This window comes from Echinicola arenosa (assembly GCF_014841125.1).
Lineage (GTDB): Bacteria > Bacteroidota > Bacteroidia > Cytophagales > Cyclobacteriaceae > Echinicola > Echinicola arenosa.
Genome location: NZ_JACYTQ010000001.1, coordinates 1,247,531 through 1,273,924 on the forward strand (window position 1 = coordinate 1,247,531; position 26,394 = coordinate 1,273,924).

27 protein-coding genes are annotated in these 26,394 nt (G+C 40.2%); 13 read left to right on the plus strand and 14 right to left on the minus strand.

The window, feature by feature from the left end; all coding sequences use genetic code 11:
* Window positions 1-250 precede the first annotated feature (250 nt).
* From IFO69_RS04675 to IFO69_RS04690, 4 genes are all read left to right on the plus strand, one after another.
* Window positions 251-1,420 (plus strand): Gfo/Idh/MocA family protein, encoded by a 1,170-nt coding sequence (locus tag IFO69_RS04675; protein WP_192008781.1) that lies wholly within the window; start codon window positions 251-253, stop codon window positions 1,418-1,420.
* Window positions 1,421-1,592: 172 nt separating this feature from the next.
* Complete coding sequence (locus tag IFO69_RS04680; protein ID WP_192008783.1) at window positions 1,593-2,645, plus strand: sugar phosphate isomerase/epimerase family protein; 1,053 nt, start codon at window positions 1,593-1,595, stop codon at window positions 2,643-2,645.
* Between the two features lie 27 nt (window positions 2,646-2,672).
* Window positions 2,673-3,095 (plus strand): c-type cytochrome, encoded by a 423-nt coding sequence (locus IFO69_RS04685; protein ID WP_192008785.1) that lies wholly within the window; start codon window positions 2,673-2,675, stop codon window positions 3,093-3,095.
* A gap of 47 nt (window positions 3,096-3,142) precedes the next feature.
* Complete coding sequence (locus tag IFO69_RS04690) at window positions 3,143-3,880, plus strand: 3-keto-disaccharide hydrolase (RefSeq protein ID WP_192008787.1); 738 nt, start codon at window positions 3,143-3,145, stop codon at window positions 3,878-3,880.
* Between the two features lie 81 nt (window positions 3,881-3,961).
* Here the strand turns inward: IFO69_RS04690 and IFO69_RS04695 are convergent, their stop codons facing one another.
* From IFO69_RS04695 to IFO69_RS04730, 8 genes are all read right to left on the minus strand, one after another.
* Window positions 3,962-6,205, minus strand: coding sequence for an NADP-dependent isocitrate dehydrogenase (locus IFO69_RS04695; protein WP_192008788.1), 2,244 nt, complete (start codon window positions 6,203-6,205; stop codon window positions 3,962-3,964).
* Between the two features lie 354 nt (window positions 6,206-6,559).
* Complete coding sequence (gene panB / locus IFO69_RS04700; protein WP_192008793.1) at window positions 6,560-7,381, minus strand: 3-methyl-2-oxobutanoate hydroxymethyltransferase; 822 nt, start codon at window positions 7,379-7,381, stop codon at window positions 6,560-6,562.
* Between the two features lie 12 nt (window positions 7,382-7,393).
* Window positions 7,394-7,897 (minus strand): phosphoribosyltransferase family protein, encoded by a 504-nt coding sequence (locus tag IFO69_RS04705; protein ID WP_192008795.1) that lies wholly within the window; start codon window positions 7,895-7,897, stop codon window positions 7,394-7,396.
* An 817-nt stretch (window positions 7,898-8,714) separates the two neighbouring features.
* Window positions 8,715-9,638, minus strand: coding sequence for a ribosome small subunit-dependent GTPase A (gene rsgA / locus IFO69_RS04710; protein ID WP_192008981.1), 924 nt, complete (start codon window positions 9,636-9,638; stop codon window positions 8,715-8,717).
* Window positions 9,639-9,640: 2 nt separating this feature from the next.
* Window positions 9,641-10,888: a 3-deoxy-D-manno-octulosonic acid transferase gene (locus tag IFO69_RS04715; RefSeq protein WP_192008797.1), complete on the minus strand. Its 1,248-nt coding sequence runs from the start codon at window positions 10,886-10,888 to the stop codon at window positions 9,641-9,643.
* 102 nt (window positions 10,889-10,990) lie between these two features.
* Window positions 10,991-11,509, minus strand: coding sequence for a hypothetical protein (locus tag IFO69_RS04720; protein ID WP_192008798.1), 519 nt, complete (start codon window positions 11,507-11,509; stop codon window positions 10,991-10,993).
* Window positions 11,510-11,627: 118 nt separating this feature from the next.
* Window positions 11,628-12,257, minus strand: a complete 630-nt coding sequence (locus tag IFO69_RS04725) for a peroxiredoxin (protein WP_192008800.1) — start codon at window positions 12,255-12,257, stop codon at window positions 11,628-11,630.
* Window positions 12,258-12,296: 39 nt separating this feature from the next.
* Complete coding sequence (locus tag IFO69_RS04730) at window positions 12,297-12,710, minus strand: Fur family transcriptional regulator (protein ID WP_192008801.1); 414 nt, start codon at window positions 12,708-12,710, stop codon at window positions 12,297-12,299.
* A gap of 149 nt (window positions 12,711-12,859) precedes the next feature.
* Here IFO69_RS04730 and IFO69_RS04735 point away from each other — a divergent pair, with 149 nt between their 5' ends.
* From IFO69_RS04735 to IFO69_RS04745, 3 genes are all read left to right on the plus strand, one after another.
* On the plus strand, window positions 12,860-13,849 hold the full coding sequence (locus IFO69_RS04735; protein ID WP_192008802.1) for a DUF6588 family protein: 990 nt from the start codon (window positions 12,860-12,862) through the stop codon (window positions 13,847-13,849).
* 423 nt (window positions 13,850-14,272) lie between these two features.
* Window positions 14,273-14,758, plus strand: a complete 486-nt coding sequence (locus tag IFO69_RS04740) for a low molecular weight protein-tyrosine-phosphatase (RefSeq protein WP_192008804.1) — start codon at window positions 14,273-14,275, stop codon at window positions 14,756-14,758.
* Window positions 14,751-15,623 carry a fructosamine kinase family protein gene (locus IFO69_RS04745; protein ID WP_192008806.1) on the plus strand — a complete coding sequence of 291 codons (873 nt, stop codon included), beginning with the start codon at window positions 14,751-14,753 and terminating at the stop codon, window positions 15,621-15,623. Before IFO69_RS04740 ends, IFO69_RS04745 begins: the two co-directional genes overlap by 8 nt.
* Here IFO69_RS04745 and IFO69_RS04750 read toward each other — a convergent pair.
* Window positions 15,616-16,893 (minus strand): aspartate kinase, encoded by a 1,278-nt coding sequence (locus IFO69_RS04750; RefSeq protein WP_192008808.1) that lies wholly within the window; start codon window positions 16,891-16,893, stop codon window positions 15,616-15,618. The genes IFO69_RS04745 and IFO69_RS04750 overlap by 8 nt on opposite strands.
* Before the next feature lie 57 nt (window positions 16,894-16,950).
* Between IFO69_RS04750 and fbp the strand changes: the two genes are divergently transcribed.
* Window positions 16,951-17,976 carry a class 1 fructose-bisphosphatase gene (fbp, locus tag IFO69_RS04755; RefSeq protein WP_192008810.1) on the plus strand — a complete coding sequence of 342 codons (1,026 nt, stop codon included), beginning with the start codon at window positions 16,951-16,953 and terminating at the stop codon, window positions 17,974-17,976.
* 14 nt (window positions 17,977-17,990) lie between these two features.
* Here the strand turns inward: fbp and IFO69_RS04760 are convergent, their stop codons facing one another.
* The 3 genes from IFO69_RS04760 to yihA form a co-directional block, all read right to left on the minus strand.
* Window positions 17,991-18,290 carry a hypothetical protein gene (locus tag IFO69_RS04760; protein ID WP_192008812.1) on the minus strand — a complete coding sequence of 100 codons (300 nt, stop codon included), beginning with the start codon at window positions 18,288-18,290 and terminating at the stop codon, window positions 17,991-17,993.
* A gap of 80 nt (window positions 18,291-18,370) precedes the next feature.
* Window positions 18,371-18,811, minus strand: a complete 441-nt coding sequence (locus tag IFO69_RS04765) for a DUF5606 family protein (protein WP_192008814.1) — start codon at window positions 18,809-18,811, stop codon at window positions 18,371-18,373.
* A gap of 60 nt (window positions 18,812-18,871) precedes the next feature.
* Window positions 18,872-19,477: a ribosome biogenesis GTP-binding protein YihA/YsxC gene (gene yihA, locus IFO69_RS04770; RefSeq protein ID WP_192008816.1), complete on the minus strand. Its 606-nt coding sequence runs from the start codon at window positions 19,475-19,477 to the stop codon at window positions 18,872-18,874.
* A gap of 123 nt (window positions 19,478-19,600) precedes the next feature.
* Here yihA and ubiE point away from each other — a divergent pair, with 123 nt between their 5' ends.
* The 5 genes from ubiE (at window position 19,601) to IFO69_RS04795 (ending at window position 24,486) form a co-directional block, all read left to right on the plus strand.
* Window positions 19,601-20,323 (plus strand): bifunctional demethylmenaquinone methyltransferase/2-methoxy-6-polyprenyl-1,4-benzoquinol methylase UbiE, encoded by a 723-nt coding sequence (ubiE, locus tag IFO69_RS04775; RefSeq protein WP_192008818.1) that lies wholly within the window; start codon window positions 19,601-19,603, stop codon window positions 20,321-20,323.
* Entirely contained in the window at window positions 20,272-21,048 is a 777-nt protein-coding gene (porT, locus tag IFO69_RS04780) for a type IX secretion/gliding motility protein PorT/SprT (protein ID WP_192008820.1), read from the plus strand. Before ubiE ends, porT begins: the two co-directional genes overlap by 52 nt.
* A gap of 100 nt (window positions 21,049-21,148) precedes the next feature.
* On the plus strand, window positions 21,149-21,472 hold the full coding sequence (locus tag IFO69_RS04785) for a hypothetical protein (RefSeq protein WP_192008823.1): 324 nt from the start codon (window positions 21,149-21,151) through the stop codon (window positions 21,470-21,472).
* A gap of 91 nt (window positions 21,473-21,563) precedes the next feature.
* Window positions 21,564-23,465 carry an ABC-F family ATP-binding cassette domain-containing protein gene (locus tag IFO69_RS04790; protein ID WP_192008826.1) on the plus strand — a complete coding sequence of 634 codons (1,902 nt, stop codon included), beginning with the start codon at window positions 21,564-21,566 and terminating at the stop codon, window positions 23,463-23,465.
* Window position 23,466: 1 nt separating this feature from the next.
* On the plus strand, window positions 23,467-24,486 hold the full coding sequence (locus tag IFO69_RS04795) for a flavin-containing monooxygenase (protein WP_192008829.1): 1,020 nt from the start codon (window positions 23,467-23,469) through the stop codon (window positions 24,484-24,486).
* A 3-nt stretch (window positions 24,487-24,489) separates the two neighbouring features.
* Here the strand turns inward: IFO69_RS04795 and IFO69_RS04800 are convergent, their stop codons facing one another.
* Both IFO69_RS04800 and trhO read right to left on the minus strand, forming a co-directional pair.
* Complete coding sequence (locus IFO69_RS04800; RefSeq protein ID WP_192008832.1) at window positions 24,490-25,353, minus strand: nucleoside phosphorylase; 864 nt, start codon at window positions 25,351-25,353, stop codon at window positions 24,490-24,492.
* Window positions 25,346-26,329, minus strand: coding sequence for an oxygen-dependent tRNA uridine(34) hydroxylase TrhO (trhO, locus tag IFO69_RS04805; protein ID WP_192008834.1), 984 nt, complete (start codon window positions 26,327-26,329; stop codon window positions 25,346-25,348). Before trhO ends, IFO69_RS04800 begins: the two co-directional genes overlap by 8 nt.
* Between the last annotated feature and the right edge of the window lie 65 nt (window positions 26,330-26,394).

Here is a 26,394-nt window from a genome sequence, read left to right on the forward strand (position 1 = left end):
CAACTTAAAAAGAAAAAGCCAAACTACTTAAATATTAATTTAAATTTTAGGGATTTTCGTTTAATTTTAGTTTTTCTGATACAAACATGTAAGTATAAGCGTTCTGATTTACTATTCATTACCGTTCACAATACTATTTCACATTTTATCACTTAAAACTCATTTGTGTCTTTAAAAAAACATCCCTTTTGGGACAATTTTAAATCTAACTAAAAATTATAAATCGATTAAAGTATAAAACCCTAGAATAATGATGAACCATCGTAAACTTCGAATGGGTATGATCGGGGGCGGTCCAGGATCTTTCATTGGAGCCGTTCACAGAATAGCCGCCAATATGGACGGTCAGATAGAGTTGGTAGCAGGAGCATTCAGCAGTAACCCTGAAAAATCAGCAATAGCAGGCGCCGAATTGTTTTTGGATAACAGCCGTATCTACCAATCTTATGATGAAATGTTCGAAAAGGAAAAAGCACTTCCTAAAGATCAAAGAATTGATTTTGTGAGCATTGTCACTCCTAATCATGTTCACTTCGACCCTACCGTAAAAGCCTTAAAGAATGGTTTTCATGTGGTCTTGGACAAGCCAATGACTTTGACCTATGAAGAGGCCAAAGAGCTTAATAAGGTAATCGAAGAAACAGGATTGTTATTTTGCCTGACCCATACTTATACGGGCTACCCAATGGTAAAAGAAGCTAAACAACTAGTTTCCAATGGCACCTTGGGAAACATCCGAAAAGTCTATGTGGAATACCCTCAAGGCTGGCTATGGAAAAACGTCTCCGAAGAAGAAAACAAACAAGCTGGCTGGAGAACAGACCCCAAGCGAAGTGGAGTGGCCGGTTGCATGGGAGACATAGGCACGCATGCCCTGAACTTAGCGGAATATGTCAGCGGGTTGAAACTGGATAAACTTTGTGCTGATCTAAACACAACACTTTCTGGAAGGACATTGGACGATGACGGCATTGTTCTATTGAAGTTTGAAGGAGGAGCATCTGGTGTACTTATGGCTTCTCAGGTCGCCACTGGCGCAGAAAACAACCTCAAAATAAGGGTTTATGGGGACAAAGCGGGTTTGGAATGGCAGCAAGAAGATGCCAATTCCCTTATCGTCCGACATCCAGAGCAACCTGATCAAATTTATCGTGCGGGAGCCAATGTCCCGTACCTTTCCAGCTATGCATTGGCCAATACAAGAACACCGGCAGGACACCCTGAAGGCTACTTGGAAGCTTTTGCCAACCACTACAGAAATTTTGCCAGAACGCTCACTGCTAAACTAAACGGCACAGAACCAGAAAAAGAATGGCTTGACTTTCCAAGCACTGAGGACGGGCTTAGAGGCATGGCCTTTATAGAGCATGTGGTAAAAAGTGGTCAGTCTGAGCAAAAATGGACCAAATTCAAACTGTAATTCAAGAGAGTTGCTCAAAGCCATTGCCATTGGCACTGAATACTGTCCCTTACTGGATTTTCCAGTTCAAAAAACAACGGTTTTGTGAAAAAATATTTCAAAAGGATGTATTTTGCAATTCAAAACTTATGCTAAAACGATTAATTGAGATAAACTTAAAAGACCCTGTAGTATGAAGACCATCAAAGGACCTGCGCTATTTATAGCCCAATTTGCAGACGATAAGGCTCCTTTTAACAACCTAAAAGACATCAGTGAATGGGCCAAAAGCATTGGTTATAAAGCCATTCAGATCCCATCTTGGGATAGTCGCTTTATCGATTTGCAAAAAGCCGCCGAAGATCAATCTTATGCTGATGAAATCAAAGGCACTGTTGAAAATGCTGGATTGGTCATTTCAGAGCTCAGCACCCACTTACAAGGGCAATTGGTGGCTGTAAATCCGGCCTATAATGAATTGTTTGATGCTTTTGCTCCTGAAGAGTTGAAAGGAAACCTTAAAGGCAAATCAGAATGGGCCACCCAACAGCTGATGTATGCGGCAAAAGCTTCCAGAAACCTGGGACTTACTGCTCACGCAACTTTCAGTGGTGCATTAATGTGGCACACCGTTTATCCTTGGCCGCAGCGCCCAGCAGGCTTAGTGGATAAAGGTTTCGAAGAATTGGCCAAGAGGTGGTTGCCTATTTTGGATGAATTTGATAAAAATGGTGTAGATTTATGCTATGAACTGCATCCTGGTGAAGACCTGCATGACGGAGTGACTTTTGAAATGTTCCTGGAGAAAGTAAACCAACATCCAAGAGCAAATATCCTTTATGACCCAAGCCACTTCCTCTTGCAATGCCTGGACTATGTTCAATTTATTGACTTCTATCACTACAGGATCAAAATGTTCCATGTGAAAGATGCTGAGTTTAACCCAACTGGCAAACAAGGAGTATACGGGGGCTATCAAAGCTGGATCAACCGAGCAGGAAGGTTCAGATCTCTTGGAGATGGCCAGGTTGATTTCAACGCCATCTTCAGCAAGCTTTCTCAATATGATTTTGATGGATGGGCAGTACTGGAATGGGAATGTGCCATCAAACATCCCGAAGCAGGAGCCATTGAAGGGGCGAAATTTATCAGTGAGAAAATCATCAAAGTCACTGAAAAGACATTCGATGACTTTGCTTCAGCCGGTACCGATGAAGCGCTGAACAAAAAAGTATTAGGAATATAATTTAAATCAAACAAACCTATAGAACCAATGAACTTCAGTAAAGTAGCAAGCGCAGGTGTGATCGCACTTGCAGGATTAGCGTACGCATGCGGAGGGAGCTCCGATACCAACAGTGAGGAAGCTACCAGCACTCCAGCGGCCGCTCCGGCCAAAGAAATGAGCTTTGATGAAATGTATAAAGACAATCCTGACTATGTCAGTGGACTTGCTTTAGTTAAGGAATCTGACTGCCCCAGCTGTCATATGGTAGAAAGAAAAATCGTGGGCCCTGCCTATAAAGATGTGGCAGCCAAATACGAAAGCACAGACGAAAACATTGAAACACTCGCCAAAAGAGTGGTTAACGGTAGTGTAGGAGAATGGGGAGAAATTCCCATGCCCGCGCACCCTGGACTCTCTGAAGACGATGCAAAAATAATGGTCAAGTACGTTTTAATGCTGAAAAAATAAACCCAAAAGAGGCCTTTAAAAGGCCTCTTTTATAATCTTAATCAGATATGAAAAAAAACATTTTATCCCTAACAGTCCTAGTGCTTTTGGCCACATCCTGCGGAGCTGGTCAAACTGAGGACACCTCGTCCGAAGAGACTGTGACCGTTCAAAGCACTTCCAATGAAACTGAAGGAGATTGGACCATTCTTTTTGATGGATCCAACTTGGACAGCTGGAAAACCTACAATAAAGAATCTTTAGGTGCTGCGTGGAAAATGGAAAATGGTGTTCTATACCTTGACTCTTCTGAAAAAGAAGGTAGAGGGGACCTTGTCACCAAAGATGAATACAGCAACTTCCACCTTAAATTGGAATGGAAAATTTCCGACAATGGGAACTCTGGGATCATGTTCATGGTACATGAGGATGAGCAATTCAGACATCCGTATGTTACAGGCCCTGAATATCAGTTGTTAGATGATGAAGGACACCCGGATGGCAAAAACCTGAAGCATCGCACTGGAGACCTCTATGACATGATCCAAGCAACAGAAGAAGCTTCCAATCCTGTTGGAGAATGGAACACTACTGAAATCATCGTTGACGATGCCAAGTTAACTTTCAAGCTCAATGGGGTGACCACAGTGGAAACCACCATGTGGGATGACAACTGGAAAGCACTCATCGCTGGAAGTAAATTCAAAAACGCAGAACATTTTGGTATATATAAGAAAGGCAAAATCGCCCTTCAAGACCATGGCAACAATGTTTATTTCAAAAACATCATGATCAAGGAACTATAAATCTCCCTTGTCACATTAAAACAGAAAAGGCCATCCACTTAGTGTGGATGGCCTTTTCTGTTACATTCACTGAGTGATAAATTACACACTCGCTACTACCATTTCCAAGATTTCGTTTAGCGTCTTACTTGGTCTCATGGCATTGGAAGTCTTTGCCTCGTCAGGCTTAAAGTAACCTCCGATATCCACAGGATTTCCTTGAGCACCATTCAATTCATTAATAATTGTTGCCTCATTTTCCTCCATAGCCTTGGCCACTTTGGTGAAAATCTCTTTCAACGCAGCATCCTTATCTTGAGCCGCCAATGCTTCTGCCCAGTAAAGCGCCAAATAGAAATGACTGCCTCTGTTATCTAATTCATTCACCTTTCGGGATGGGGATTTTCCATTTTCAAGGAATTTACCAGTAGCCTCATCCAAAGTCTTACCTAACACAATGGCCCTTTCGTTGTCAAAAGTATTGCCCAAATGTTCCAAAGAAACAGCCAATGCCAAAAACTCACCCAAAGAATCCCATCTAAGGTGACCTTCTTCCACAAACTGCTGAACGTGTTTAGGAGCAGATCCTCCGGCCCCCGTTTCAAACAAGCCTCCACCATTCATCAATGGTACAATGGAAAGCATTTTGGCACTTGTACCCAATTCCAAAATAGGAAAAAGATCCGTCAAGTAATCTCTTAACACATTACCTGTAACAGAGATGGTGTCTTTACCTTCTTTGATTCTTTCCAATGAGAAACGGGTGGCCTCCACCGGAGAAAGTATCTTAATATCCAATCCTTTAGCGTCGTGCTCTGGAAGATATTTATTCACTTTTTTTATCAACTGGGCATCATGCGCCCTATTGCTGTCCAACCAGAAGATAGCAGGTACTCCTGTGGCCTTGGCACGGTTCACAGCTAGTTTTACCCAATCTTGGATAGGAGCATCTTTGGTCTGGCACATTCTCCAGATATCACCTTTTTCTACTGCATGCTCCATCAATGTTTCACCAGCAGCACTAAGTACTTTTACAGTACCTTCTGCAGGCATTTCAAATGTCTTATCATGAGAGCCATACTCTTCTGCTTTTTGAGCCATCAACCCTACATTAGGTACGCTCCCCATAGTAGTTGGATCAAAAGCACCATTTTTCTTACAAAAGTCAATGGTTTCCTGATAAACACCTGCATAAGAACGATCTGGAATAATCGCCTTAGTATCCTGCAATGCATCATTTTTATTCCACATTTGACCAGAAGTCCTGATCATTGCTGGCATGGAAGCATCAATAATCACATCACTTGGAACATGCAAATTGGTTATTCCTTTGTGGGAATTAACCATGGCCAAATCAGGGCTATCAGCATAGCATGCTTCTATATCAGCCTCTATTTCCTGACGCTTTTCAGCGGGAAGTTTGTCCAAAGCACTGATCAAATCACCAAACCCATTATTAACATCTACACCAATCTCCTGAATGGTCTGGGCATGTTTTTCAAATACTGGTGCAAAGAAAACCTTAACAGCATGGCCAAAAATGATAGGATCAGAAACTTTCATCATAGTAGCCTTCATATGCAATGAAAATAGAATGCCTTGTTTTTTAGCATCTTCTTTTTGCTCAGCCAAGAAAGCTTCCAGTTTTTTAACACTCATCACGGAAGCATCTATCACTTCACCTGCTTGAAGCTTCAAACCCTCTTTTAGGATAGTTACAGCTCCATCTTTACCTTCCAAATGAATTTTAACAGTTCCCTCTGCCGGCATAGTTAATGAAAGCTCACTTCCGTAGAAATCACCTTCGCTCATGCTGGCCACATGGGATTTGGAGTCAGCACTCCACTTACCCATACTGTGTGGGTTGTTTTTGGCATACTGCTTCACCGCCTGAGGAGCTCTTCTATCTGAATTACCTTCTCTTAAAACTGGATTTACTGCACTGCCTTTGATTTTATCATACTTGGCCTTTACGCCTTTTTCTTCTTCGGTTTTTGGCTCGTCTGGATAGTCCGGCAATGCATAGCCTTGTCCTTGAAGCTCCTTGATAGCTGCTTTTAATTGGGGAATCGAAGCACTGATATTAGGCAGCTTTACAATATTGGCTTCTGGAGTTTTAGCAATCTCTCCCAGTTCGGCCAATGCATCACTGATGCGCTGATCCTCTTTTAAGTATTCCGGAAAGTTGGCGATAATCCTACCCGATAAAGATATATCCCTGGTCTCTACTGACACACCAGCTGAATCTGTAAAAGATTTGATAATAGGCAACAAAGAATAGGTTGCCAAAGCTGGCGCTTCGTCGGTCAGCGTATAAAGGATCTTCGGTGTTTTTGTAGTGGTCATTTTATTAAAATTTCGACACGACAAAGCACAACCCAAAGTTGGCCTGTGTGTATATTGACTAAATAATTATATGATTAAATGCCGGTGCACTTGATTTTGCCGCTAAAATACGCAAAATATCGCGTATTCAAAGGTTAAAAGCGGAATTGGGAGTGGTTAGGCTAAAAGACTAGACGAATCTAAATGAACAAAAACTTTGTTTACCTGCTACAACTCAACATTATACCAACAAATATTCTATGACATCAGGTTATTGATAAAATTAATTGGGATTACAATCATAAACCTGCTGCTATTGAAACATTTAATTTTCTGGAAATCAACTTGATTTTATCTTACTAAAATCGTAAAAGATTAATAGCTTTCCTTCTCACTTGGAAAGTCTTTGGACTTCACATCTTTGATATAACCCTCAACGGCCTCTGTCATGATCCCCCGTAAATCGGCGTACTGACGGAGAAAGCGAGGCTTGAACTCTTGGGTAATCCCCAACATATCATGTACGACCAATACTTGTCCATCCACATGAGGACCTGCCCCAATTCCGATTACTGGAATGGACACATTTTCAGCTACACGCTTGGCAAGTTCTGCAGGGATTTTTTCCAAAACAATGGCAAAACAACCGCATTCTTCCAACACCTTAGCGTCTGAAATAAGCTTTTCCGCTTCATCCTCTTCTTTTGCCCGAACTGTATAAGTTCCAAACTTGTAAATGGACTGAGGGGTCAATCCCAAATGCCCCATTACCGGAACCCCTGCACTTAAGATCCTCACCACTGATTCCTTGATTTCGGCTCCTCCTTCCACTTTCACCGCATGCGCACCAGCCTCCTTCATGATCCGGATGGTAGACCTCAAAGCCTCAGATGAATTCCCTTGATAAGAGCCAAAAGGAATATCCACTACCACAAAGGCACGTTTCACAGCCCTTACTACAGATGAGGCATGATAAATCATTTGATCCAAAGTAATGGGCAAGGTGGTCTCATGTCCAGCCATGACATTAGAAGCTGAATCTCCAACCAAAATGATATCAATTCCCGCGGCATCCAAAATCCCAGCCATGGAGAAATCATATGCTGTCAGCATGGAGATTTTTTCTCCTCGGTTTTTCATTTCCTGAAGCACATGAGTGGTAATTCTTTTTATATTGGTAGACTGATGAACAGACATGGTTGTTTGGAATTATTGTAAGTAAACAGTAGAATCGCTTTCATTAAGTTCTACTTGAATATTTTCACTCAAGGTGGTTGCTAGTTCGTAACCCGTATAATCGGCGGAAACTGGAAATAATTTATGACTCCTGTTGACCAAAACAGCTACTTCAATTTTCTTGATCTCATACTTCAAAAAAGGCTCCATGGCATAAGTCAATGTCCTTCCTGAATTAAGCACATCATCTACAATGATCAGACACTTATTCTCAAAGTCAATATCATGGGAAAGCTCCACTTCAGGTTGTTTTTTGGTAAACTTATCAAGCGTGATTTTCATCTTCTCCACTTTCAAAGGAGATATTTCCTTTATTTTATCCACCAGCAAGCCCGCTAAGACGTAGCCCATTCCTGAAATTCCTGCAAAAACTACTTCCCCCTCACCTACATTTCTTTCATATATTTCATATGCTATCCGGGTGATTTTTTGTTGGATTTGCTTATGGTTCAGCACCAAAGTTTTTATTTCACTCATGATGATCTGATCAAACTGTTTTAAAAGGGAAAATTAGTTTAAAACCGAGTGGATTCAAAGATTTATACTAGATAATATATACCACGACTCTCAAGACTAGAATAACAGAATTGGGCTCCATATAAAATAGTGTGACAATCCAGTCAACGAAAGTAGGGTAATGACATCATTTGGATTCCTTGGGAAAATATAAACTGATTCACCTTGTGGCCCTTGGTCTTGAAGAAAAGAACCATTTTCAAGATTAATTTTTTCCATTACTTTGTGATCATACTTCCACACTCAACCAGGTATACCTTTTGCCAATCAGAAGAAAGGGAAAGTTATGGTTTTAATACTACTGACTTACAGCTGTCCTTTAACATCTTGGTAATTCCCCTAAGGTAGATCAGTTACTCCGTTTACTTATTTTTGGATCAAACAAACCTTACACCCAAATTATCTTCGGATTTCTCTCGGTATAATCCGAGCTTGATCCGAAGGTGATCCGTAAGTGATCCCTGAGTGATCCGAAGATAATTCTGTTTTTCCCCAAATATGAGCTAAGCGAAGGCAAAGACTAGGTAAACGGGAATAGACAGAAACGTCTGAACTGCATCAAGGCAGCAACCCATCAAGCCTAAAATTTATGGGCGCTTAGTTAAGATATTGAATAAGGGGGGGAGGCGCTTTACGAAGTACTTGTAGCATCAATATTTTTTACTGAACAAGGAGAAGGCAAAAGAATCAATGACTTGTAAACTAAGGTGAAATTATCGATCCGAGATCCTTGGTAAAATAGGTAGCCCTAGGTAAATCACGTGTAACTCAGCATCAATTACCTGAAGGAATCTTCTTCATGAAGAATCTTGACATAGCTATCATATCGATAGGGGTGAATGTATCCTTCTTCCAGCACCTCCAACACCTTGCAGCCAGGTTCATTGAGATGCTTACAGTTGTTGTATTTACATTGTCCCAAATACTTTCTCATCTCCACAAAATAATGGGAGAGTTCTTCGTCCTCAATGTCCAGAATCCCAAACTCCTTAATACCGGGCGTGTCAATCAAATAACCACCATCTTCCACTGGAAACATTTCTGCAAAAGTAGTGGTATGCACTCCCTTGGAGGTAAAACTTGAAACTTCCTTGGTAGACTGCCCTGCATCTGGCACCAATTTGTTAAGCAAGGTGGATTTTCCTACTCCAGAATGTCCAGAAAGCAGCGTTGTCTTTCCTTTAAGTTTTTCCGAAAACTGACTTTTCAAATCGGCATCATGCAAAGCGGATATTTCCAAGACCGGATACCCCAAGGGCTCATAAATCTCACGAATATCCTGCAAAAACTCTTGATCCTTTTCTTTTTTGATTACATCAATTTTATTGACAACCAAAGTGGTGGGAATTCGAAAACTTTCTGTACTTACAATAAACCGATCAATAAAACCCAAGGAGGTCCTTGGCTGTTTTAATGTGATCACCAAAAAGGCTTGGTCTATGTTGGAAGCCAAGATGTGGGAAAAATGGCTCTTTCTGGTGGACTTTCGGATAATATAGTTTTCTCGGGGCAAAATACTGGAAATTATGGCTGTATCTTGGTTTTCCTCTTTTGACAAAGTCACAAAATCCCCTACAGCAATCGGATTGGTCAGCTTCAGGTCATCCTGTTTGAACTTCCCTCGTAGCCTGGAGTTGACCTGCCCCTCATCAGTATTCACAAGATACCAACTACCTGTTGACTTAATTACCCTTCCTTTTATGTTCATAAGATGATTCTTTGCACTCCATTGATGATTTTTTGCGCACTTCCCAGATTATCTCTCACCAATCTATCTGCAGATTTGGCTGCCTTCTCATAAGCCTTTACTTCTTCCAAAGCTAAGACTATTTTCTCAAACGCCGCTTTGTCTGCCACTTCAAAGCCACAACCACAACCTTCACTGATAGCTGCTTCTGGAAACTTACTTACTCGCTTTAACTTCCCAAACAACACCGGAACCCTAAAAGCCAAAGGCTCCAATATATTGTGTAGACCTTTTCCAAAAGCTCCACCCACATAAGCCAAATGGGCAAATTGATAAAGGGAAGAAAGCATCCCTATATTATCAATAAACAGCACATCGGCTTTTCCAGATTCACCATCAATCATTTCAGAGTATTTCAAACAGGGCTTGGCAATTTGGTTCCTCCATGAATCAATAACAATGTGATTGATATCATGAGGTGCAATGATATATTTATACTGGTCATGCTTATTGATAAATGGAATGATCAACTCCATATCCTCTTCCCAAGCACTCCCCACCACAATTACTGGATCGGTGCCCACAAATGTCTCTACTTCAGGAAATACTTTTGGAGCTTCAGAAATCAGCTGTACGTTATCATAGCGTGTGTCACCTGCAATACTAGTGTTGGATATTTCTATTTCATCCAACAACTTCACCGTTTGTTGGTTTTGGGTATAAATATGGTCAAAGCACTTTAATACTTTTCGGAAAAAGCTACCATAGGACTTGAAATAAATCTGGTCCTTACGCATAGAGGCAGAAAAGAGAAACAATGGAATTTCACGTGCTTTTGTTTCAAAGATATAATTGGCCCAAAGATCATACTTCACAAAAAAAACCACACTTGGATTTACTAAGTCCAAAAACCGCTGTACATTGGCTTGGGTATCAAAAGGCAAATAGGTAATCATATCGACATGGAGCTGAGGCTTTTTAATCACATTTTCATAGCCACTTGGACTAAAAAAAGTAACCAAAACAGCATGATCAGAAAAAGCATTCTTAAATGCTGCTATCACCGGCTTTGCCTGTTCATACTCCCCTAAAGAGGCCACATGAAACCAAGCCAAGCTCCCTGAAAATTCTTTCATGAAATTTTCAAGTTGATCAAAAACCCCTTCTCTCCCCTTTACAAGTCGCGACAGTTTAGACTCACCTCCTTTGGTCAATTGTAATAAGCCAGACATGGCCCAAACAGAAAAATCATAAAACAATTTCATACCCAAAATTAACAAGATCGGAACAAACCTCCTTCATTGTAGGTCAATAAATAGCCTCACATCACCATTGTAAAACTCCTTCAAGGATCAATTTCTTAATCGCTATTCCAGCCATTCAATAATCTTCAAACTAAAACCAAAAAAGCAGTCATCCACACAGTTTTGTGGCACATACCCACAACTCTTTACAAGTCCATTGTCAAATTCGGTAAAATAAATGGTATTTGAATTGGGATCCACGGTCAAGTATTCCTCCTTACAAACATCATAAAGTTCATCCAAGGTAATTGGCTCAGCCCCTTCTGTATCAGCTCCAATCTTTTCACCTTCCTCCACATAACTATAGACTAATTCCTGGCCTCCTTCATTGTCCGGAAGATAACTTTGAAACTCCCTTTTGGTCACCAAACCTTTCAATACCGTAATGGTGGTAATCGAACTGTAGCCTGTCCATGAAGAGGTACTTACTTGATAGCGGTAAGATTCTCCATTTTCCGATTTCAGAACTTGCCAGTTTTTTTCACTTTTCTCCAATTGGTTTTGGTGGTCATCTTGGCCACTATCGCAAGAAAAAAGGAAAAGAGCTATTAAAATTGCCGGAGTGTACCTAAGTGCATTCATAAAACAGGTTTTTTAATTAAAAATAAGATTCCCCTTCTAGACGGAGCAGTCCCAACAAACGCCACAAAAAAAGCCTCGGCAAAACACCGAGGCTTCATTATTTTGCATTAAGCAATGATTAGTTTTTAGAAAGATATTCAGACACACCTTCTTTAGTTGCTTTCATGGCTTCTTTACCTTCTTCCCAGTTAGCTGGACAAACTTCACCGTATTTTTCTACGTGCTGAAGTGCGTCTACCAATCTGATCATTTCGTCGATGTTTCTTCCAAGAGGAAGGTCGTTGATAGTTTCATGTCTAACCACACCTGCCTTGTCGATCAAGAAAGAACCTCTAAAGGCAACTGGAGCACCTTCATAAGTCAATTCTCCTTCTTCGTTATAGTTCCACTCACCGGCCAAAACACCATAGTTGTGAGCGATAGTTTTTGCAGGGTCAGCAACCAATGGGTAAGTAACACCTTCAATACCACCGTTAGCTTTTGGAGTAGACAACCAAGCAAGGTGAGTTTCTTCTGTATCGCAAGAAGCACCTACTACAGCTACACCTCTTTTTTCGAACTCAGCCAATTTCTCTTGGAAAGCCAAAATTTCAGTTGGGCAAACAAAAGTGAAATCTTTTGGGTAGAAATAGAAAATCACTTCTTTTTTACCAATGAACTCCTCCAAAGAAAAACTTTCAACGATTTCTTCTCCGTTGATAACTGCTGGTGCGCTAAATAAAGGGGCTTTTTTTCCTACTAATGACATACTTTTAATTTTAAATGATTAGTTATGTTTAATTTACTTTTATTTGTTGTGGCCTTTGATGACCACGGATATATCCTCTACTTCAAAATCCTTAATTTTATTTTTTTCAAAGAAGCCTTTAATCAAAGTCTCCAACTCTTTATTCTGGTAATCCCTGATTTCATTGGTCTCTTTGTCATATAAGTGACTGTGGGCCTCGAGAATGGCATCAAACCTCATTACTCCATTGTTGTCAACAAATTTTTGAATGATCTGGGCGTTCACAAAAGTATCCAGCGTTTTATAAACGGTACCTAGTGAAATGGACGGGTTGTTTTCCTTAATCTGCTCAAATACCCATTCGGCAGTGGGATGATTATGAGTACTAGACACTGCCTCATAGATCACCATCCGCTGATGGGTAAACTTCAGTCCACCTTCTACAATTTTATTTTTTACCGCTTCAATATTCATTCAGAGATAAGAATGATTCTTATTTAGTAATAGTTCCGCAAAAGTAGAAAAGTTAAATTAATTTTCAAAAAAAAATCCCCGAGCTACTTTTATGGTCACATCTTTGACTTAAATTTCGCTACCTTTATTTAACATAACCAACTATAAGAATGAAAAAAATATTATCTTTTTGTTTAGTAGGCCTTTTACTCTCCGGCACTAAAGTTTTTGGCCAAGGCGACATTGATATTGAAAAAATCTTACAAGCTGGAGTAAGTGACCTTAACACCTATATGGGGTATTATGTAGAACCTGCAGCCAAAGGTTTCATCTACAGTATGGGAACAGGCTGGGCACATACCGCCAAACCTCATAGTACTTTAGGGTTTGACCTTAAGTTTTCCGTAAGTGGAGCAAGGGTTCCTGCCAGGTATGAGAACTTTACTTTTGACCCTTCAGAATATGAAAATATAAGGGTAAAAGGGAGTAATGGAACTACTTCTCTGCCCACACTCTATGGTGATCCTGATGCCAACGGAACGCTGGAAATCTATGAAGGAGAAACGTTAATTGCTGAAGTAGACATCCCACCAGGGCTAGACATCCCTGTAAAATATGTCCCAGCCCCAACCATCCAAGGAGCGATTGGGCTTCCAGCTGGATTTGAATTTATTGGTAGATTTATCCCCAAAGTGTCAGTTGAGGATGCTGAAATTTCCCAATGGGGATTGGGTGTAAAACATGACATCAAACAACACATTCCAGGCATCAAAATCCTCCCTTTTGATCTTTCCGTTTTGGCTGCATACAATTCACTAAATGCGAAATATTTTATAGAAGAGGACATGGGGCAATTCGGCGAAATGAGCCTCGATACTTGGACATTTCAAGCTTTGGTAAGTAAAAAGCTTTCAATCCTGACCGTATATGGGACAGCAGGTTACAATACTGGTTCTTCTACCTATAACATGCTGGGTACATACTCCATAGAAGGCACTTCTGAAAGCATTACCGATCCAGTCAATCTTGAATACGATGCAAAAGGGGCTATGGCCACTTTAGGAGCAAGGTTTAAGTTTGGCCCTGTTTTTCTCAATGCCGACTATACTTTCCAAGAGTTTAACACAGTCAGTTTAGGACTTGGCGTATCAATTCGATAAAGCCGTTCAACCACCATTCATCATTAAGTTAGTTCAAGATGAATGGTGGTTTTCTTTTTGGTTCATCGCTTTCAATACTTTCTCCAGCAAACTTTCATCCCCCTTAAAAAGCCTTTCAAAAGTGAAAAACCGTTTTACTTTTGAATAAAATAAATCAAGGCTTGATTTTTATCAATTCTCAAACTATAATGCATAGTATTGTTGAATAGGCTCACCAAGGTTGATTCATTTTACACCTCAGCAGAAACTTACTATTCTTTTAAGCACTAGAAATGGAAGAGACACTTTTACCAAGTGTTATTCGACCATATAACAGCATCCAAAATCAAAGAAAAAGGCATAAATACAAACCTATTTTCTTTTAATGGGTCATAGCTTGCTATATTTGAACTTAGAAATTGCATTAGGTTTATAAAAACAAAAATGATCAAAGTTTTATTCGTTTGCTTGGGCAATATATGCCGATCACCATTGGCTGAAGCCATTTTTAATCATCAAATTAAAGCACTTGATTTGGGACACAAATTCCAAAGTGATAGCTGTGGTACGTCCGACTATCACATTGGGGAGCTTCCTGATGAGCGAAGCATTAAATGCGCAGAAGGGCATGGTATGGCCATTTCCCACAGAGGTAGACAGCTTAACCACACCGATATCCGAGATTTTGATTACATCATTGCCATGGATAAGTCCAATAAAAAGAACATTTACAAATTAATGGAGTCTTATAACCAAAGCCATGGCAAAATCTTTTTAATGAGGGAATTTCAGCCTAATGCAGACCATGAAGAAGTTCCCGACCCCTACTATGGAGGAGAGGATGGATTCGAAAAAGTTTACAACATCTTGAACGAATCGATTGAAGAACTGATTACCCAATTAAGAAAAGAACACAAAGTGTATGCATAGTCAAAATTCATTTTATGAAAATGTCTTATTTGATGCCATACATGAACCTACACAAATAAAATCTGTCCGGCTTATTTCTGCCGGGGCCATGAATCAAAGCGTGCTTTTGGAAACAACCAAGGGGGCGCTTTTTTTAAAATCCAACCATCTTAATTCATCCGACGTCTTTCATCAAGAACTAAAAGGCTTGACCTTATTGCATAAACACGCACCACTTCAAATTCCCAAAACAATTGGAGCAGGTCGCATTGAAGATCAAAACTATTTACTGATCGAATGGATCAAAGGAGGTTATCCGAACAGCTCCTACTGGACAGACTTGGGGCACGGACTTGCCGAACTTCATATGGCCACGGCTCCACTTTATGGGTTAGACAGCGATAATTTCATCGCGGTTCTTCCCCAAAGAAACAATTTCCACAAAAGCTGGGCTAGCTTCTATGCTGAAGAAAGGCTTGAGCCGATGCTTGGCAAAGCCTATTATGATGGATTGATCGAGTTAAATTTTTACAAAAAATTCCAGAAAATTTACTCAAAGCTGGATGACCTTGTCCCTAACGAAAAGCCAGCCTTACTTCATGGCGATCTATGGTCAGGAAATGTCATCGTCAACTCTAATGGAGCCCCATGCTTAATAGACCCTGCTGTCTATTATGGACATCGTGAAATGGACCTGGCTTTCTCTAAACTTTTTGGTGGGTTTCAAGGAGCTTTTTACGAAGCTTATAACGACATCTTCCCGTTAGAACCAGGCTTTGAAACAAGAGCTGACATTCATAATCTCTACCCCTTGTTGGTACATCTTAACCTTTTCGGCTTAAGCTACCTTCCCGGAATCAAAAAAGTCATCAAGAAATTTATTTAGCCATTGGCCGGCAGACCAATTGAAACGTACTTCTGGTGGTTTGTTCTAGCAAAATATCCTCCGTTTTGAAAAACCTCAGTTTTGTAGCCTCATCGTAATTCTTGACAGTTATCAACTGCAAATCTTCATTATACCTAACCTTAAAATAAGGTCTCATCTCCAACAATAGCCTTTCCAGCTTAAACAACTCCCTGTCCACACAAATGGACACTGTAATTGCTGAAATCTGCAATACATTTACCCTAAGCTTTAACCTATGCAATTCCGCATAAATCTGATGAATATGCGATTCCGAAACAAATGAAAAGTCAGTAACCTCAAAAGTCACCAACATCTGATTATCTTTTACGATTATTACAGGAAGAACCTCTCTATCCCCGTCAAAATCGCCTATGATTGTTCCTTTAGATGAAGGGTCTAGAAAAGACTTTACATAAAGTGGGATTTTCATATTTGCCAGCGGCTTGATGGTCTTAGGATGAATCACAGAGGCGCCGTAATAGGTCATTTCCGCGGCTTCCTTGTATCCCAAATGATCAAACTTGACTGTATCTGAAAATCTCTTGGGATCTGCGTTCAAGACCCCTGGGACATCTTTCCAAATAGTTACAGAACCAGCTTTCAAGCATTTGGCCAAAACAGCTGCTGAAAAGTCTGATCCCTCTCTTCCCAAAGTAGTAGTATCTCCAGCAATGGTTCCTCCGACAAAACCTTGGATCACCAAGGGCATTTTTTTAAGCTTTGGAACAAGTTGCTGTAAGCACTGCTTTTCGGTCTCTTGCCAATTTACTTGAGCCAAACGATAATTATCATCTGTAATGATCACCTCCCTTGCGTCTTGCCAAATACAATACAAACCTTCTTTACAAAAATAAGCATGAATAATTTTTGTTGACAACAACTCTCCATAGCTCACCACAGCATCATAAAACCGATCATAGTTTTCTGCTGAGAGTTTTTTCCCAAGCTCTTTTTCCAGCTTTAGAAAAATATTTTCAACCATTGAAAAAACCATATCGCCTTCCTCAAACAATTCAGAACATATTGCTAAATGGTTTTTTCTTAAAATTGTAAAATTCAAATAAAAATCTTCCTGCTCATACTTTTGTCTCAATATTTCCTCCAACAAATTTGTGGTCTTCCCAATTGCGGAGACCACAATAATCATTGGATTCCGCAATCGATTGAATAAAAGATTAAAGAGGCTTTTGATTGCATCAGCATCTTTTACTGAAGCACCTCCAAATTTGTAAACAATTGCTTTTGTCATAAAAATATTAGTTGTATTTTTCAGTGGGTTATATTTAAAATTGCACTTTTCAAGGATATGAAGACAAAACCATACCAGCCTGATCACTCTGCCTTGGGCTATTCCGTCGGCGTCACTTTAGACCGTTTTATCAAAATGAAACAAGATGACTTCCCTTTTGCTTCGGGAGAGTTATCACAAATCCTTCGAGACATTGCCTTGGCCTCAAAGATAGTAAATCGAGAGATTAACCGAGCGGGACTCTCCAATATTGGCGGTGCCTTTGGCAGCACTAATGTGCAAGGAGAAGAACAGCAAAAATTAGATGTGGTTGCCAATATTAGATTTTCAAGGGCTTTGACTAAAGGAGGAGAAGTGTGTGCTATCGTGTCTGAAGAAGATGATGAAGTCATTGATTTACAAAACAGCAGCGGAAAATATGTCGTGGCCATGGATCCTCTCGATGGTTCTTCAAACATCGATGTAAATATTTCTATCGGAACAATCTTTTCCATATACAGGAGAGTTACGCCTGTAGGAAGTCCCATTCAGCCAGAAGACATCATGCAGCCAGGAAACAAACAGGTAGCCGCTGGCTATGTGCTTTATGGATCCTCCACCATGCTCGTATACACCACAGGAAAGGGTGTCAATGGCTTTACTTATGAGCAATCTTTAGGAGAATTCTTCCTCTCACACCCCAATATCTGCGCCCCAAAAGATGGAAAAATATACAGCATCAATGAAGGCTTGAACTCTCAAATCAGCGAGGGAATCAAAAATTATATAACCTCCTGCAAGGAAAGGGATTTTAGCGCAAGATATATTGGCAGTTTGGTCGCCGACTTTCACAGAAACTTATTGAAAGGCGGAATTTACATCTACCCAAGCACTGCAAAAGCACCTGAAGGCAAACTTAGGTTACTTTATGAGGCCAACTCACTGGCCTTTATTGCGGAGCAAGCTGGCGCTTCAGCCTCTGATGGAAAAAACAGGATCTTGGATATCCAACCTACTTCCCTCCACCAAAGAACCCCACTATACATTGGTTCTACGGTGATGGTAGAAGAAGCGGAAGGACACTTGAAAGAAGCTACAGTTTAAACTTCAGACCGGGTCTATTGGTACCTTCTTCTGATTTCAACTTTCTGAATCTGCCTGTCTACCAACGCAGCACTTAATTCTTTTGCCAAAGACTCAGGATTAGCTTGGTGCAAAATGTACTTAAGCTTTTGCTCCCCAAGATCAATCCTGTAACAAATGTGCAGCAGCCTTTCGAAGTCACGATTGAGCAAGTTGCTTACAACTGGCGAAAGAAGTTCAATAAGTGCTTCCCTTGTGAGGTCTTCCTCAGGAAGTGATAGTTCAAAATCCTTCTGAAGAAGTTGCGCACTTTCGGATATGTACACTGAGTTCATAATAAAAAAAGCTACTTTTTGAGACAATATAAAAATCCCAAAAAGTAGCTAATTATTCTATTTCAAACTGTAAGTTTTTATTAAGCCTCTTTCTCCTCAGCAGTCTCTTCACCACCTTCAGCCTGTTCTTCCAAGAGTTCAGGTGTATTTTCCCTGATGATTTTGTACCAAGAGATCAACTTCTTGATATCAGAAGGATATACTCTCTCCTCATCAAAATCAGGCAAAATATGTTTCATAAAAGCAATGTACTCATCATTGTCTGCACCTTTGGCCAAACCAGTATCTCCTGAAAATTCCTTTTCGATATTGATCATGACTTCTTGCAAAGGAGTCGACCCCTCTTCCGTCATGGTATAAATCGAAATTTCACTTAAAATGGAAACGCGGTGGTTAGCACCTACAACCAATTTTGCTTTCTTGGCATCCATTGATTCTAAGATCACCCCACTTCTGCTTGGCTTAAGCACTTTGTATAATCCAGGTTTACCAGCTACGGTAGCTATTTCATTAAATCCCATAATTCATCTTTTAAAATCAGCTTGCAAATATATGATTTCGCCTTAAAAGCTCAAGGCAAATCACTGTTCAGCATAAAATTCTTCAGTCAGTTGTCGCATAAAGTCCGTCAACTCCTCCCTTCCTACGGCTGTAGCACTTGACGTCACGAAGTACAAAGGAGCTTCTTCAAATATAGTCTTCGACGTAGCCATAAACTTCTGGATATTCCCCTTTACCTTGCTGACCGATAATTTATCGGCTTTGGTAAACACCAAAACAATAGGCACGCCATTTTGAGCACACCAAAGGATAAACTCCAGGTCTTTCTTTTGCGGGTCAAGTCTGCTATCAATCAAAACGAAAGTAGCTTGAAGATTTTCCCGATTGGTCAGGTATCCTTTGATCATTTTCTCCCAATCAGACTTTAAGGTCTTGCTCACCTGAGCAAATCCATACCCGGGCAAATCCACAATAAACCATTTTCCATCAGCCTCAAAATGATTGATAAGCTGAGTTTTACCCGGTTTTCCAGATATTTTGGCCAGGCTCTTATTATTGGTCAGCATATTGATCAATGAGCTTTTCCCTACATTGGATCTGCCTATAAAAGCAAACTCCGGTTTGTTGGGAGTTGGGCACTTTCTATAGTCTGAATTACTTGTTAAAAATGTCGCCTTCTTAATCATTTCCTTCTCATTTTTCACAAAGGTAAGCCTTTCCTTCCAAAACCCTTACACCAATTAATCTTTAACATTTTTCCATTGCTCGTGTTTACTTAGTAATATTGCGCATCCAAACAGAGTAATTCAATGTCAGTAGTTCCCTACAAAGATCAACAAGAAGGAAAAAAGGCCCAAGTGGCCAACATGTTCAACAATATCAGCAAGCGTTATGATTTACTGAACCATCTCCTGAGTCTGGGCATTGATATTACATGGAGGAAAAAAGCCATCAAAATGCTTCAGAAAGATCAGCCAAAGCTGATCTTGGATATTGCTACTGGTACTGGTGACTTTGCTATTGAAGCGCTGGCGCTGAACCCCGAAAAGGTAATCGGAGTGGATATTTCCGAAGGCATGTTGGCTGAAGGCAAAAAGAAAATCAAAAACAAAAAGCTGGATCACCTTATTGAGTTACAAATGGGTGATTCCGAAAAGTTGCTTTTTGAAGAAAATAAATTTGATGCTGTCATCGTTTCCTTTGGGGTAAGAAACTTCGAAAACTTGGAGAAAGGACTTGCGGATATGTTCCGTGTACTTAAACCAGGAGGCAAAGTGGTGATCATTGAATTCTCCAAGCCTAAAAAGTTTCCTCTTAAGCAAGGATACAATTTTTATTTCAAGTATATTTTACCTCAGATAGGCAAGCTTATATCCAAAGATCAATCTGCCTATACTTATTTACCTGAGTCAGTACAGGCTTTCCCTGATGGGGATGATTTTCTGACAGTGTTAAAGAAAGTAGGTTTTACCAATACAAAATGCAGACCGCTGACATTCGGCATAAGCTCAATTTATATCGGAGAAAAATAAGCCTCACGGCTATTTTCTCTTTACTATTATTGTGTCCACTTTTTGCGCAGAGCAGTTATGCTCCGCTTAACCAGTCTGGCCAAGACAACCAGTTTCTCAGCTACGGCTTCTTTTTGGCTGGTCACACGTCTAGCCTAAGGCTTAAATACAGCAATGCCTATATGGATCCAACGCAGACCCAATACAGGCAAATACAAAGCATCATGCCTGTATTTTCTCCTGGCTTTTCTTTGGGTTTCTTACTTACCTTCAGGTTGCACGATCAGCTTAATTTTTTAGCTACTCCCAAAGTTGGTTTTTACGAATACCAGACTGATATCAATTATTTCCGGGATGATGATTTTGAACAAACTGGAGTTGGAGTGAGGACAGAATCAATCATAACCGAAGCCACCATGGTGGAGTTGCCTTTGATATTTAAGTATAAATCCATGCGCTTCAACAATACCCGAATGTTCTTTACAGGAGGAGCCAACCCGATGTTTAGGACCAAGTCCCAAGACGAAGCAGACGCAGATCCACTGGTCATAAAAGGAAAGGATGTGGCTTTGGAGCTGGGTATGGGATTCGATTTTTACTTTAAATTCTTCAAATTCTCCCCCGAAATCAGGTTTTCCCATGGCCTATCAAATATCTATGAACCAGCAACCACTGAGCCTGAATTTGCCGGTGCCATTGAAGAATTGAGAAGAAAATCCATCACCGTATTGCTGAACTTCCAGTAAATCACTCCGAAAAAGGTATAAATTCATATCGATGCGAACCACATTTATCCTTATCTGTTTGTATATTGATAGAATATTCTTTTACCATAACCAAGGAAGCATGACTACTAAAAAATCATCATTTGAAGAAGTAGAAAACTTACTCCAGGAAATCGGCCACAAAATCGAGGAATTGATTGCAAAAGGAGCTGAAGCTGGCGGAGAAGCAAAGGTAGAGGTTGAAAAGAAAGTCAAGGAATTAAGAAAAGATAAGGAATCTTTAGAAAAGGAATTTACCAAACGTCGTAAAGACTTTGAGGAAAAATACCAATCCAGAAGAGAAAGTATCAGCCCTATGCTGGAAAAATCTAAAGAACATTTCAAAGCTGGCTTAAAAGAGTTATCTGACGCCATGAAAACACTTTTTAACAATAACCAAGCATAAACTAACGACCTTTTAAAATCATAAAACTTCATTACTGTCTTTAGTTTACAAAGTAGTGATGGATGCGGATATTTTTTGATTAATTTTGAGCATGAATTACCTTTCTGTAGAAAATCTCTCTAAGGCTTTTGGAGAAAAGCCACTCTTTAATAAAATCTCATTTGGAATAGATCAAGGGCAAAAAGTAGCCCTAGTAGGCATTAATGGGGCAGGAAAATCCACCTTGATGAAAATCATCATGGGCATCGAAGTAGCCGATGAAGGAGAAATCGCAATCAATCAAACTGTAAAAATAGCTTATGTCCACCAAAACCCTGTTTTTGATGGCAACCTATCCATTTACCAAACCATATTTTCAGACTCTTCCAGTGAAATTCTCAATGTCATTGAGCAATATCAGAAAGCAATGGTAGCTGCCCAGTCAGGCAAGGAAAATAGTGATGAGCTGAACAATTTGATGGAAAAAATGGACAGGCTTCAGGCTTGGGATTTTGAATATCAGGTCAAAGAGGTTCTTGGAAAATTAGGTCTCCATGACACTGACCTTCCTGTAGGAAATTTATCCGGTGGACAAAGGAAGCGTGTTGCTTTGGCAAAAGCTATCCTAGAAAAACCGGATTTGTTACTTTTGGATGAGCCCACCAACCATTTGGACTTAAAAACCATCGAGTGGCTCGAGGATTACCTATCAAAGGCCAACCTTTCAATATTTATGGTTACCCACGATAGATATTTCTTGGAAAAGGTCACCAATGAAATCCTTGAATTGGATGCAGGTAAGATTTTCAGGTACACGGGTAATTATAGTTATTTCTTGGACAAAAAAGCTGAGCGAAGAGAAATAGAAGCGACAGAACAAGAAAAGGCAAAAAGCCTCTATAAGAAAGAGCTGGATTGGATCAGAAGACAACCAAAGGCCAGAGGCACCAAAGCCAAATACAGAATTGATGCATTTGAAGCCACCAAGGAGAAAGCCTTCCAAAAGAAAGAGGAAAGAGAAATTGAACTTCAAGTATCTTCTCAAAGATTAGGGAGTAAGATCATAGAAATAGAAAAGCTTTCCAAAAGCTATGATGACAAAACCATCATCAAAGACTTTACCTACACTTTTAAAAAAGGTGATAAAATTGGTATTGTAGGTCCAAACGGAGCTGGCAAGACCACTTTCCTCAACATGATCACTGGCATGCTGCCTCCTGACTCGGGCAACATTGCCATTGGGCAGACGACCGCTTTTGGCTATTATAAGCAAGAAGAAAGCTCCTTCGATGAAGAGAAACGCTTAATTGATATAGTTAAAGAAGTTGCAGAAGTGGTTACCTTGGCCAAAGGCAATACCATCACCGCTTCCCAATTCCTCAATCAATTTGGTTTTCCGCCAAAACAACAGCATACGCCTATCGCCAAACTTAGCGGGGGAGAACGAAGAAGGTTGCAATTGCTGATGGTTTTGATCAAGAATCCTAACTTTTTGATTCTCGATGAGCCAACCAATGACTTGGACATAGTCACGTTAAATACTTTGGAAGAGTTTCTGGACAATTTCCCTGGCTGCTTGATCATTGTTTCCCATGACAGGTATTTTATGGATAGATTGGTAGATCACCTCTTTGTGTTTCGAGGAGAGGGAGAAATCAAAGATTTCCCAGGCAACTATACCGACTTGAGAGAATGGGAAAAAAAACAGGATGCCCTTGAAGCACTCAAAAAACAAGAAGAAAAAATTCAAGAAACCAATAAAAAGGTTGCCGAAACTAGTAATAAAGCCAACAAGGCTTCTTTTAAACAAAAGCAAGAGTTTAAGCAAATCCAGACAGAAATAGGTCAACTGGAGCAACAAAAAGAAGAACTGGTTAATAAGATCAATGCAGGAACAGAAGATCATGAAGCTTTGCTAGACTGGTCTACCAGTATTCAAGGCATTGATGAAAAACTAGAAGAATTGGAGTTCCGTTGGCTTGAGTTAAGTGAATTAGACGACATTATGGATTAACATGAAAGAAAAAGAATTTGTTATCATTGGTGCCGGACAATGCGGGCTTTCCGCAGGAAGATTTCTACAAAAAGCTGGCAAAGACTTTGTCATTCTAGACCAGCACAGAGAAATTGGAGACTCATGGAGAAACCGCTATGGTTCCCTCCAACTTTTCACTCCTGCTGCCTATAGTCAATTGCCGGACCTCCCCATGGCTTTGTCTCCGAAGGCAAGGCCTACCAAAGATCAGATAGCAGATTATTTTTCAAGATATGCCACCCATTTCGAGCTACCGATTCATACAAAAAACACTGTCTCCAAGGTGGTTAAAAAAGATGATCACTTCATCGTCAAGTCTTCTTTCGAGGAAATTCAGGCGAAACACGTGATCGTAGCCAATGGACAATGCCAAAAACCAAACACCCCTGAATGGGCTGATAAACTCTCTATTCCATTTATACATAGTTCTCAATATAGAACACCTATTTCAATCAAAGGGAAAAAAGTATTGGTCGTAGGTGGAGGAAACTCTGGAGCGCAAATAGTCGCTGAACTTACTTCTTACTTCAATGTCCATTGGTCATTGAATAAGAAGCCAAACTTCAAGTCGCTATATGTATTTGGCAAGAACAGGCTTTGGTGGGGAGATAAGCTAAATGTACTTTCCAAGCCAGTAAAGGAGAAGCAAATCAGAAAAGGTGAACCAACCTACCTTTATGATGATTTGAAGAAAAAAATCAAAAAGGCCACAAAGTGCTCAGAAGTAGTCAAAGCAGAAGGCAATCAAGTCACTTTCGCTGATGGAAAAAGCTTAGAAGTCGATTTTGTTTTATTTGCCACTGGATTCCAGCCTGACTTTAGCTTTATCCAAGTCGATGGTTTTGAGCACGATCTCAACCAGCTTCGGGAACAAGATGGCATTTCAAATATAACAGGACTTTATTTCTTGGGCATCCCCTACCAAAGGAGCCGTAGCTCTCAGCTTATCTATGGTAGTCAAAAAGATGCCGCATTCATTGTCCAGAAAGCTTGTGAATAAAAATCAAATATGCTCCAAGGTGTGCAAGATCAACCGATCAACTACTGCCGCTGGATCATCCACAAACTCTTTGGTAATTCGATTGGCTACAATGGCATTCAAGCTAAGTACTTCGTGCCCTAACATTTTACCCATGGCATAGTATCCTGCGGTTTCCATCTCAAAATTGGTAAGACGGAAGCCGTCTACATCCAGCCCAGCCAAACGCTCAATTATATCGGGAATGGCAGGTTTAAGCCTCACCTCTCTCCCTTGAGGACCAAAGAATCCTGGACACGTCACCGTGTTTCCTTTAATAATTTCTCCTTTACACAATCGATCCAAAAGGATCTCTGAGCCATGAAAGCAGTAAGGAGTAAAATGAAGCCTTAATGCTTCTTGCACTCCTTTTGCCACCTCCTTTTCCTTTGAGGTAGATTCGGTCACATAATATTGCATCAATGTATCCAGACCTACTCCATATTCAGAAGCCACCAAAGCTCCAGCAGGGATTTCTTCCCTCATGCTTCCTGAAGTCCCTACCCTTACAATATTTAGAATAGTGTGTTTGTCCTTCACCTTGCGAGTTTGGAGATCAATATTGACCAAGGCATCCAATTCAGTCAGAAAGATTTCGATGTTATCTGTTCCCATCCCAGTACTCATCACACTCAATCGCTTCCCCTTGTAGGTTCCCGTATGTGTTACAAATTCACGCTTGGCGACTTTAGCTTCTATTTCATCAAAGTACTTCGAAATACTGGCTACTCTTTCTGGATCACCCACCGTAATAACAGATGAAGCCAGAAATTCTGGCTTCAAATTTAAATGGTAGATACTTCCATCCGGATTAATAATAAGTTCCGATGCAGGAATTACATTACTCATGAATGATAGATTTGATTTTCTCTTTATCAGGTTTTCGGTACAGTCCTTTATAAGGGTTATAACCGTTGGTGTTTTTCTGGTAATAGCCCGTTCCATCGTATGGTCTCTTTTCTGGATGTTCCTTACATTCGTCAGAACAAGCCCCTTCATATTTCCATCCGCACTCTTCGCAAATAGGAACATGGATATTACATACTGGATTGGCACAATTGACCATACGATCAGAAATCTTTCCACAGCAGTGGCACTTTGAAATCACCTTAGGGTTAACTTTATTGACATCTACAGCCACTCTGTTATCGAAAACATAACACTTTCCTTCGAAGTCTTCCCCTCCAGCTTCCATGCCGTACTTGATAATTCCACCGTGAAGTTGATAAACGTCCTCAAAACCTTGCTCCAACAAATAGGCAGAAGCCTTCTCACACTTAATCCCTCCTGTACAATAGGTCAAAACCTTCTTACCCTTTAAATGCTCCAGTTCATTGATCTTCTCAGGAAAGTCCCTGAAATTATCAATATCCAAAGTAATGGCGTTTTTAAAACGTCCCAATTCATGCTCATAGTTAGACCTCACATCCAAAATCACCACTTCTTCCTGGTCCTTCAAAGCTTTGAACTCTTCTGGCTCCAAATGTTTTCCAGTACGCACATTAGGATTAACATGCTTTAAGCTCGAATGTACAATTTCCGGCTTTACCCTTACATGAATTTTGGTAAAGGCATGTTTGTCCATTTGGTCGATTTTAAATTCGGTCTTGGCAAATCTAGGATCAGACTTCACATATTCCATGTACTTCTCACAATCCTCCTTCAAACCAGAAACCGTTCCGTTCAGCCCTTCTGATGAAATAATAACTCTTCCCAAAATATTGTTCTCTATACAAAACAGGTGATGTTCCTCCCTGTAAGTTTCAGGATCTTTGATCTCCGAATAACAATAATAAAGTAATACGTTGTAATCTAAATTCTCCATAACTGATGCCCTGATTCCAGCAGGGTGTTTTGGTTTTGATGTTTGCTAAATATACTAATTAAATG

Excerpts from the sequence above, each read along its gene's own strand:
- IFO69_RS04675 (WP_192008781.1), top strand. The coding sequence starts at position 251 with ATGATGAACCATCGTAAACTTCGAATGGGTATGATCGGGGGCGGTCCA.
- IFO69_RS04680 (WP_192008783.1), top strand. The coding sequence starts at position 1,593 with ATGAAGACCATCAAAGGACCTGCGCTATTTATAGCCCAATTTGCAGAC.
- IFO69_RS04685 (WP_192008785.1), top strand. The coding sequence starts at position 2,673 with ATGAACTTCAGTAAAGTAGCAAGCGCAGGTGTGATCGCACTTGCAGGA.
- IFO69_RS04690 (WP_192008787.1), top strand. The coding sequence starts at position 3,143 with ATGAAAAAAAACATTTTATCCCTAACAGTCCTAGTGCTTTTGGCCACA.
- IFO69_RS04695 (WP_192008788.1), bottom strand. The coding sequence starts at position 6,205 with ATGACCACTACAAAAACACCGAAGATCCTTTATACGCTGACCGACGAA.
- panB (WP_192008793.1), bottom strand. The coding sequence starts at position 7,381 with ATGTCTGTTCATCAGTCTACCAATATAAAAAGAATTACCACTCATGTG.
- IFO69_RS04705 (WP_192008795.1), bottom strand. The coding sequence starts at position 7,897 with ATGAGTGAAATAAAAACTTTGGTGCTGAACCATAAGCAAATCCAACAA.
- IFO69_RS04715 (WP_192008797.1), bottom strand. The coding sequence starts at position 10,888 with ATGAAATTGTTTTATGATTTTTCTGTTTGGGCCATGTCTGGCTTATTA.
- IFO69_RS04720 (WP_192008798.1), bottom strand. The coding sequence starts at position 11,509 with ATGAATGCACTTAGGTACACTCCGGCAATTTTAATAGCTCTTTTCCTT.
- IFO69_RS04725 (WP_192008800.1), bottom strand. The coding sequence starts at position 12,257 with ATGTCATTAGTAGGAAAAAAAGCCCCTTTATTTAGCGCACCAGCAGTT.
- IFO69_RS04730 (WP_192008801.1), bottom strand. The coding sequence starts at position 12,710 with ATGAATATTGAAGCGGTAAAAAATAAAATTGTAGAAGGTGGACTGAAG.
- IFO69_RS04735 (WP_192008802.1), top strand. The coding sequence starts at position 12,860 with ATGAAAAAAATATTATCTTTTTGTTTAGTAGGCCTTTTACTCTCCGGC.
- IFO69_RS04740 (WP_192008804.1), top strand. The coding sequence starts at position 14,273 with ATGATCAAAGTTTTATTCGTTTGCTTGGGCAATATATGCCGATCACCA.
- IFO69_RS04745 (WP_192008806.1), top strand. The coding sequence starts at position 14,751 with ATGCATAGTCAAAATTCATTTTATGAAAATGTCTTATTTGATGCCATA.
- IFO69_RS04750 (WP_192008808.1), bottom strand. The coding sequence starts at position 16,893 with ATGACAAAAGCAATTGTTTACAAATTTGGAGGTGCTTCAGTAAAAGAT.
- fbp (WP_192008810.1), top strand. The coding sequence starts at position 16,951 with ATGAAGACAAAACCATACCAGCCTGATCACTCTGCCTTGGGCTATTCC.
- IFO69_RS04760 (WP_192008812.1), bottom strand. The coding sequence starts at position 18,290 with ATGAACTCAGTGTACATATCCGAAAGTGCGCAACTTCTTCAGAAGGAT.
- IFO69_RS04765 (WP_192008814.1), bottom strand. The coding sequence starts at position 18,811 with ATGGGATTTAATGAAATAGCTACCGTAGCTGGTAAACCTGGATTATAC.
- yihA (WP_192008816.1), bottom strand. The coding sequence starts at position 19,477 with ATGATTAAGAAGGCGACATTTTTAACAAGTAATTCAGACTATAGAAAG.
- ubiE (WP_192008818.1), top strand. The coding sequence starts at position 19,601 with ATGTCAGTAGTTCCCTACAAAGATCAACAAGAAGGAAAAAAGGCCCAA.
- porT (WP_192008820.1), top strand. The coding sequence starts at position 20,272 with ATGCAGACCGCTGACATTCGGCATAAGCTCAATTTATATCGGAGAAAA.
- IFO69_RS04785 (WP_192008823.1), top strand. The coding sequence starts at position 21,149 with ATGACTACTAAAAAATCATCATTTGAAGAAGTAGAAAACTTACTCCAG.
- IFO69_RS04790 (WP_192008826.1), top strand. The coding sequence starts at position 21,564 with ATGAATTACCTTTCTGTAGAAAATCTCTCTAAGGCTTTTGGAGAAAAG.
- IFO69_RS04795 (WP_192008829.1), top strand. The coding sequence starts at position 23,467 with ATGAAAGAAAAAGAATTTGTTATCATTGGTGCCGGACAATGCGGGCTT.
- IFO69_RS04800 (WP_192008832.1), bottom strand. The coding sequence starts at position 25,353 with ATGAGTAATGTAATTCCTGCATCGGAACTTATTATTAATCCGGATGGA.
- trhO (WP_192008834.1), bottom strand. The coding sequence starts at position 26,329 with ATGGAGAATTTAGATTACAACGTATTACTTTATTATTGTTATTCGGAG.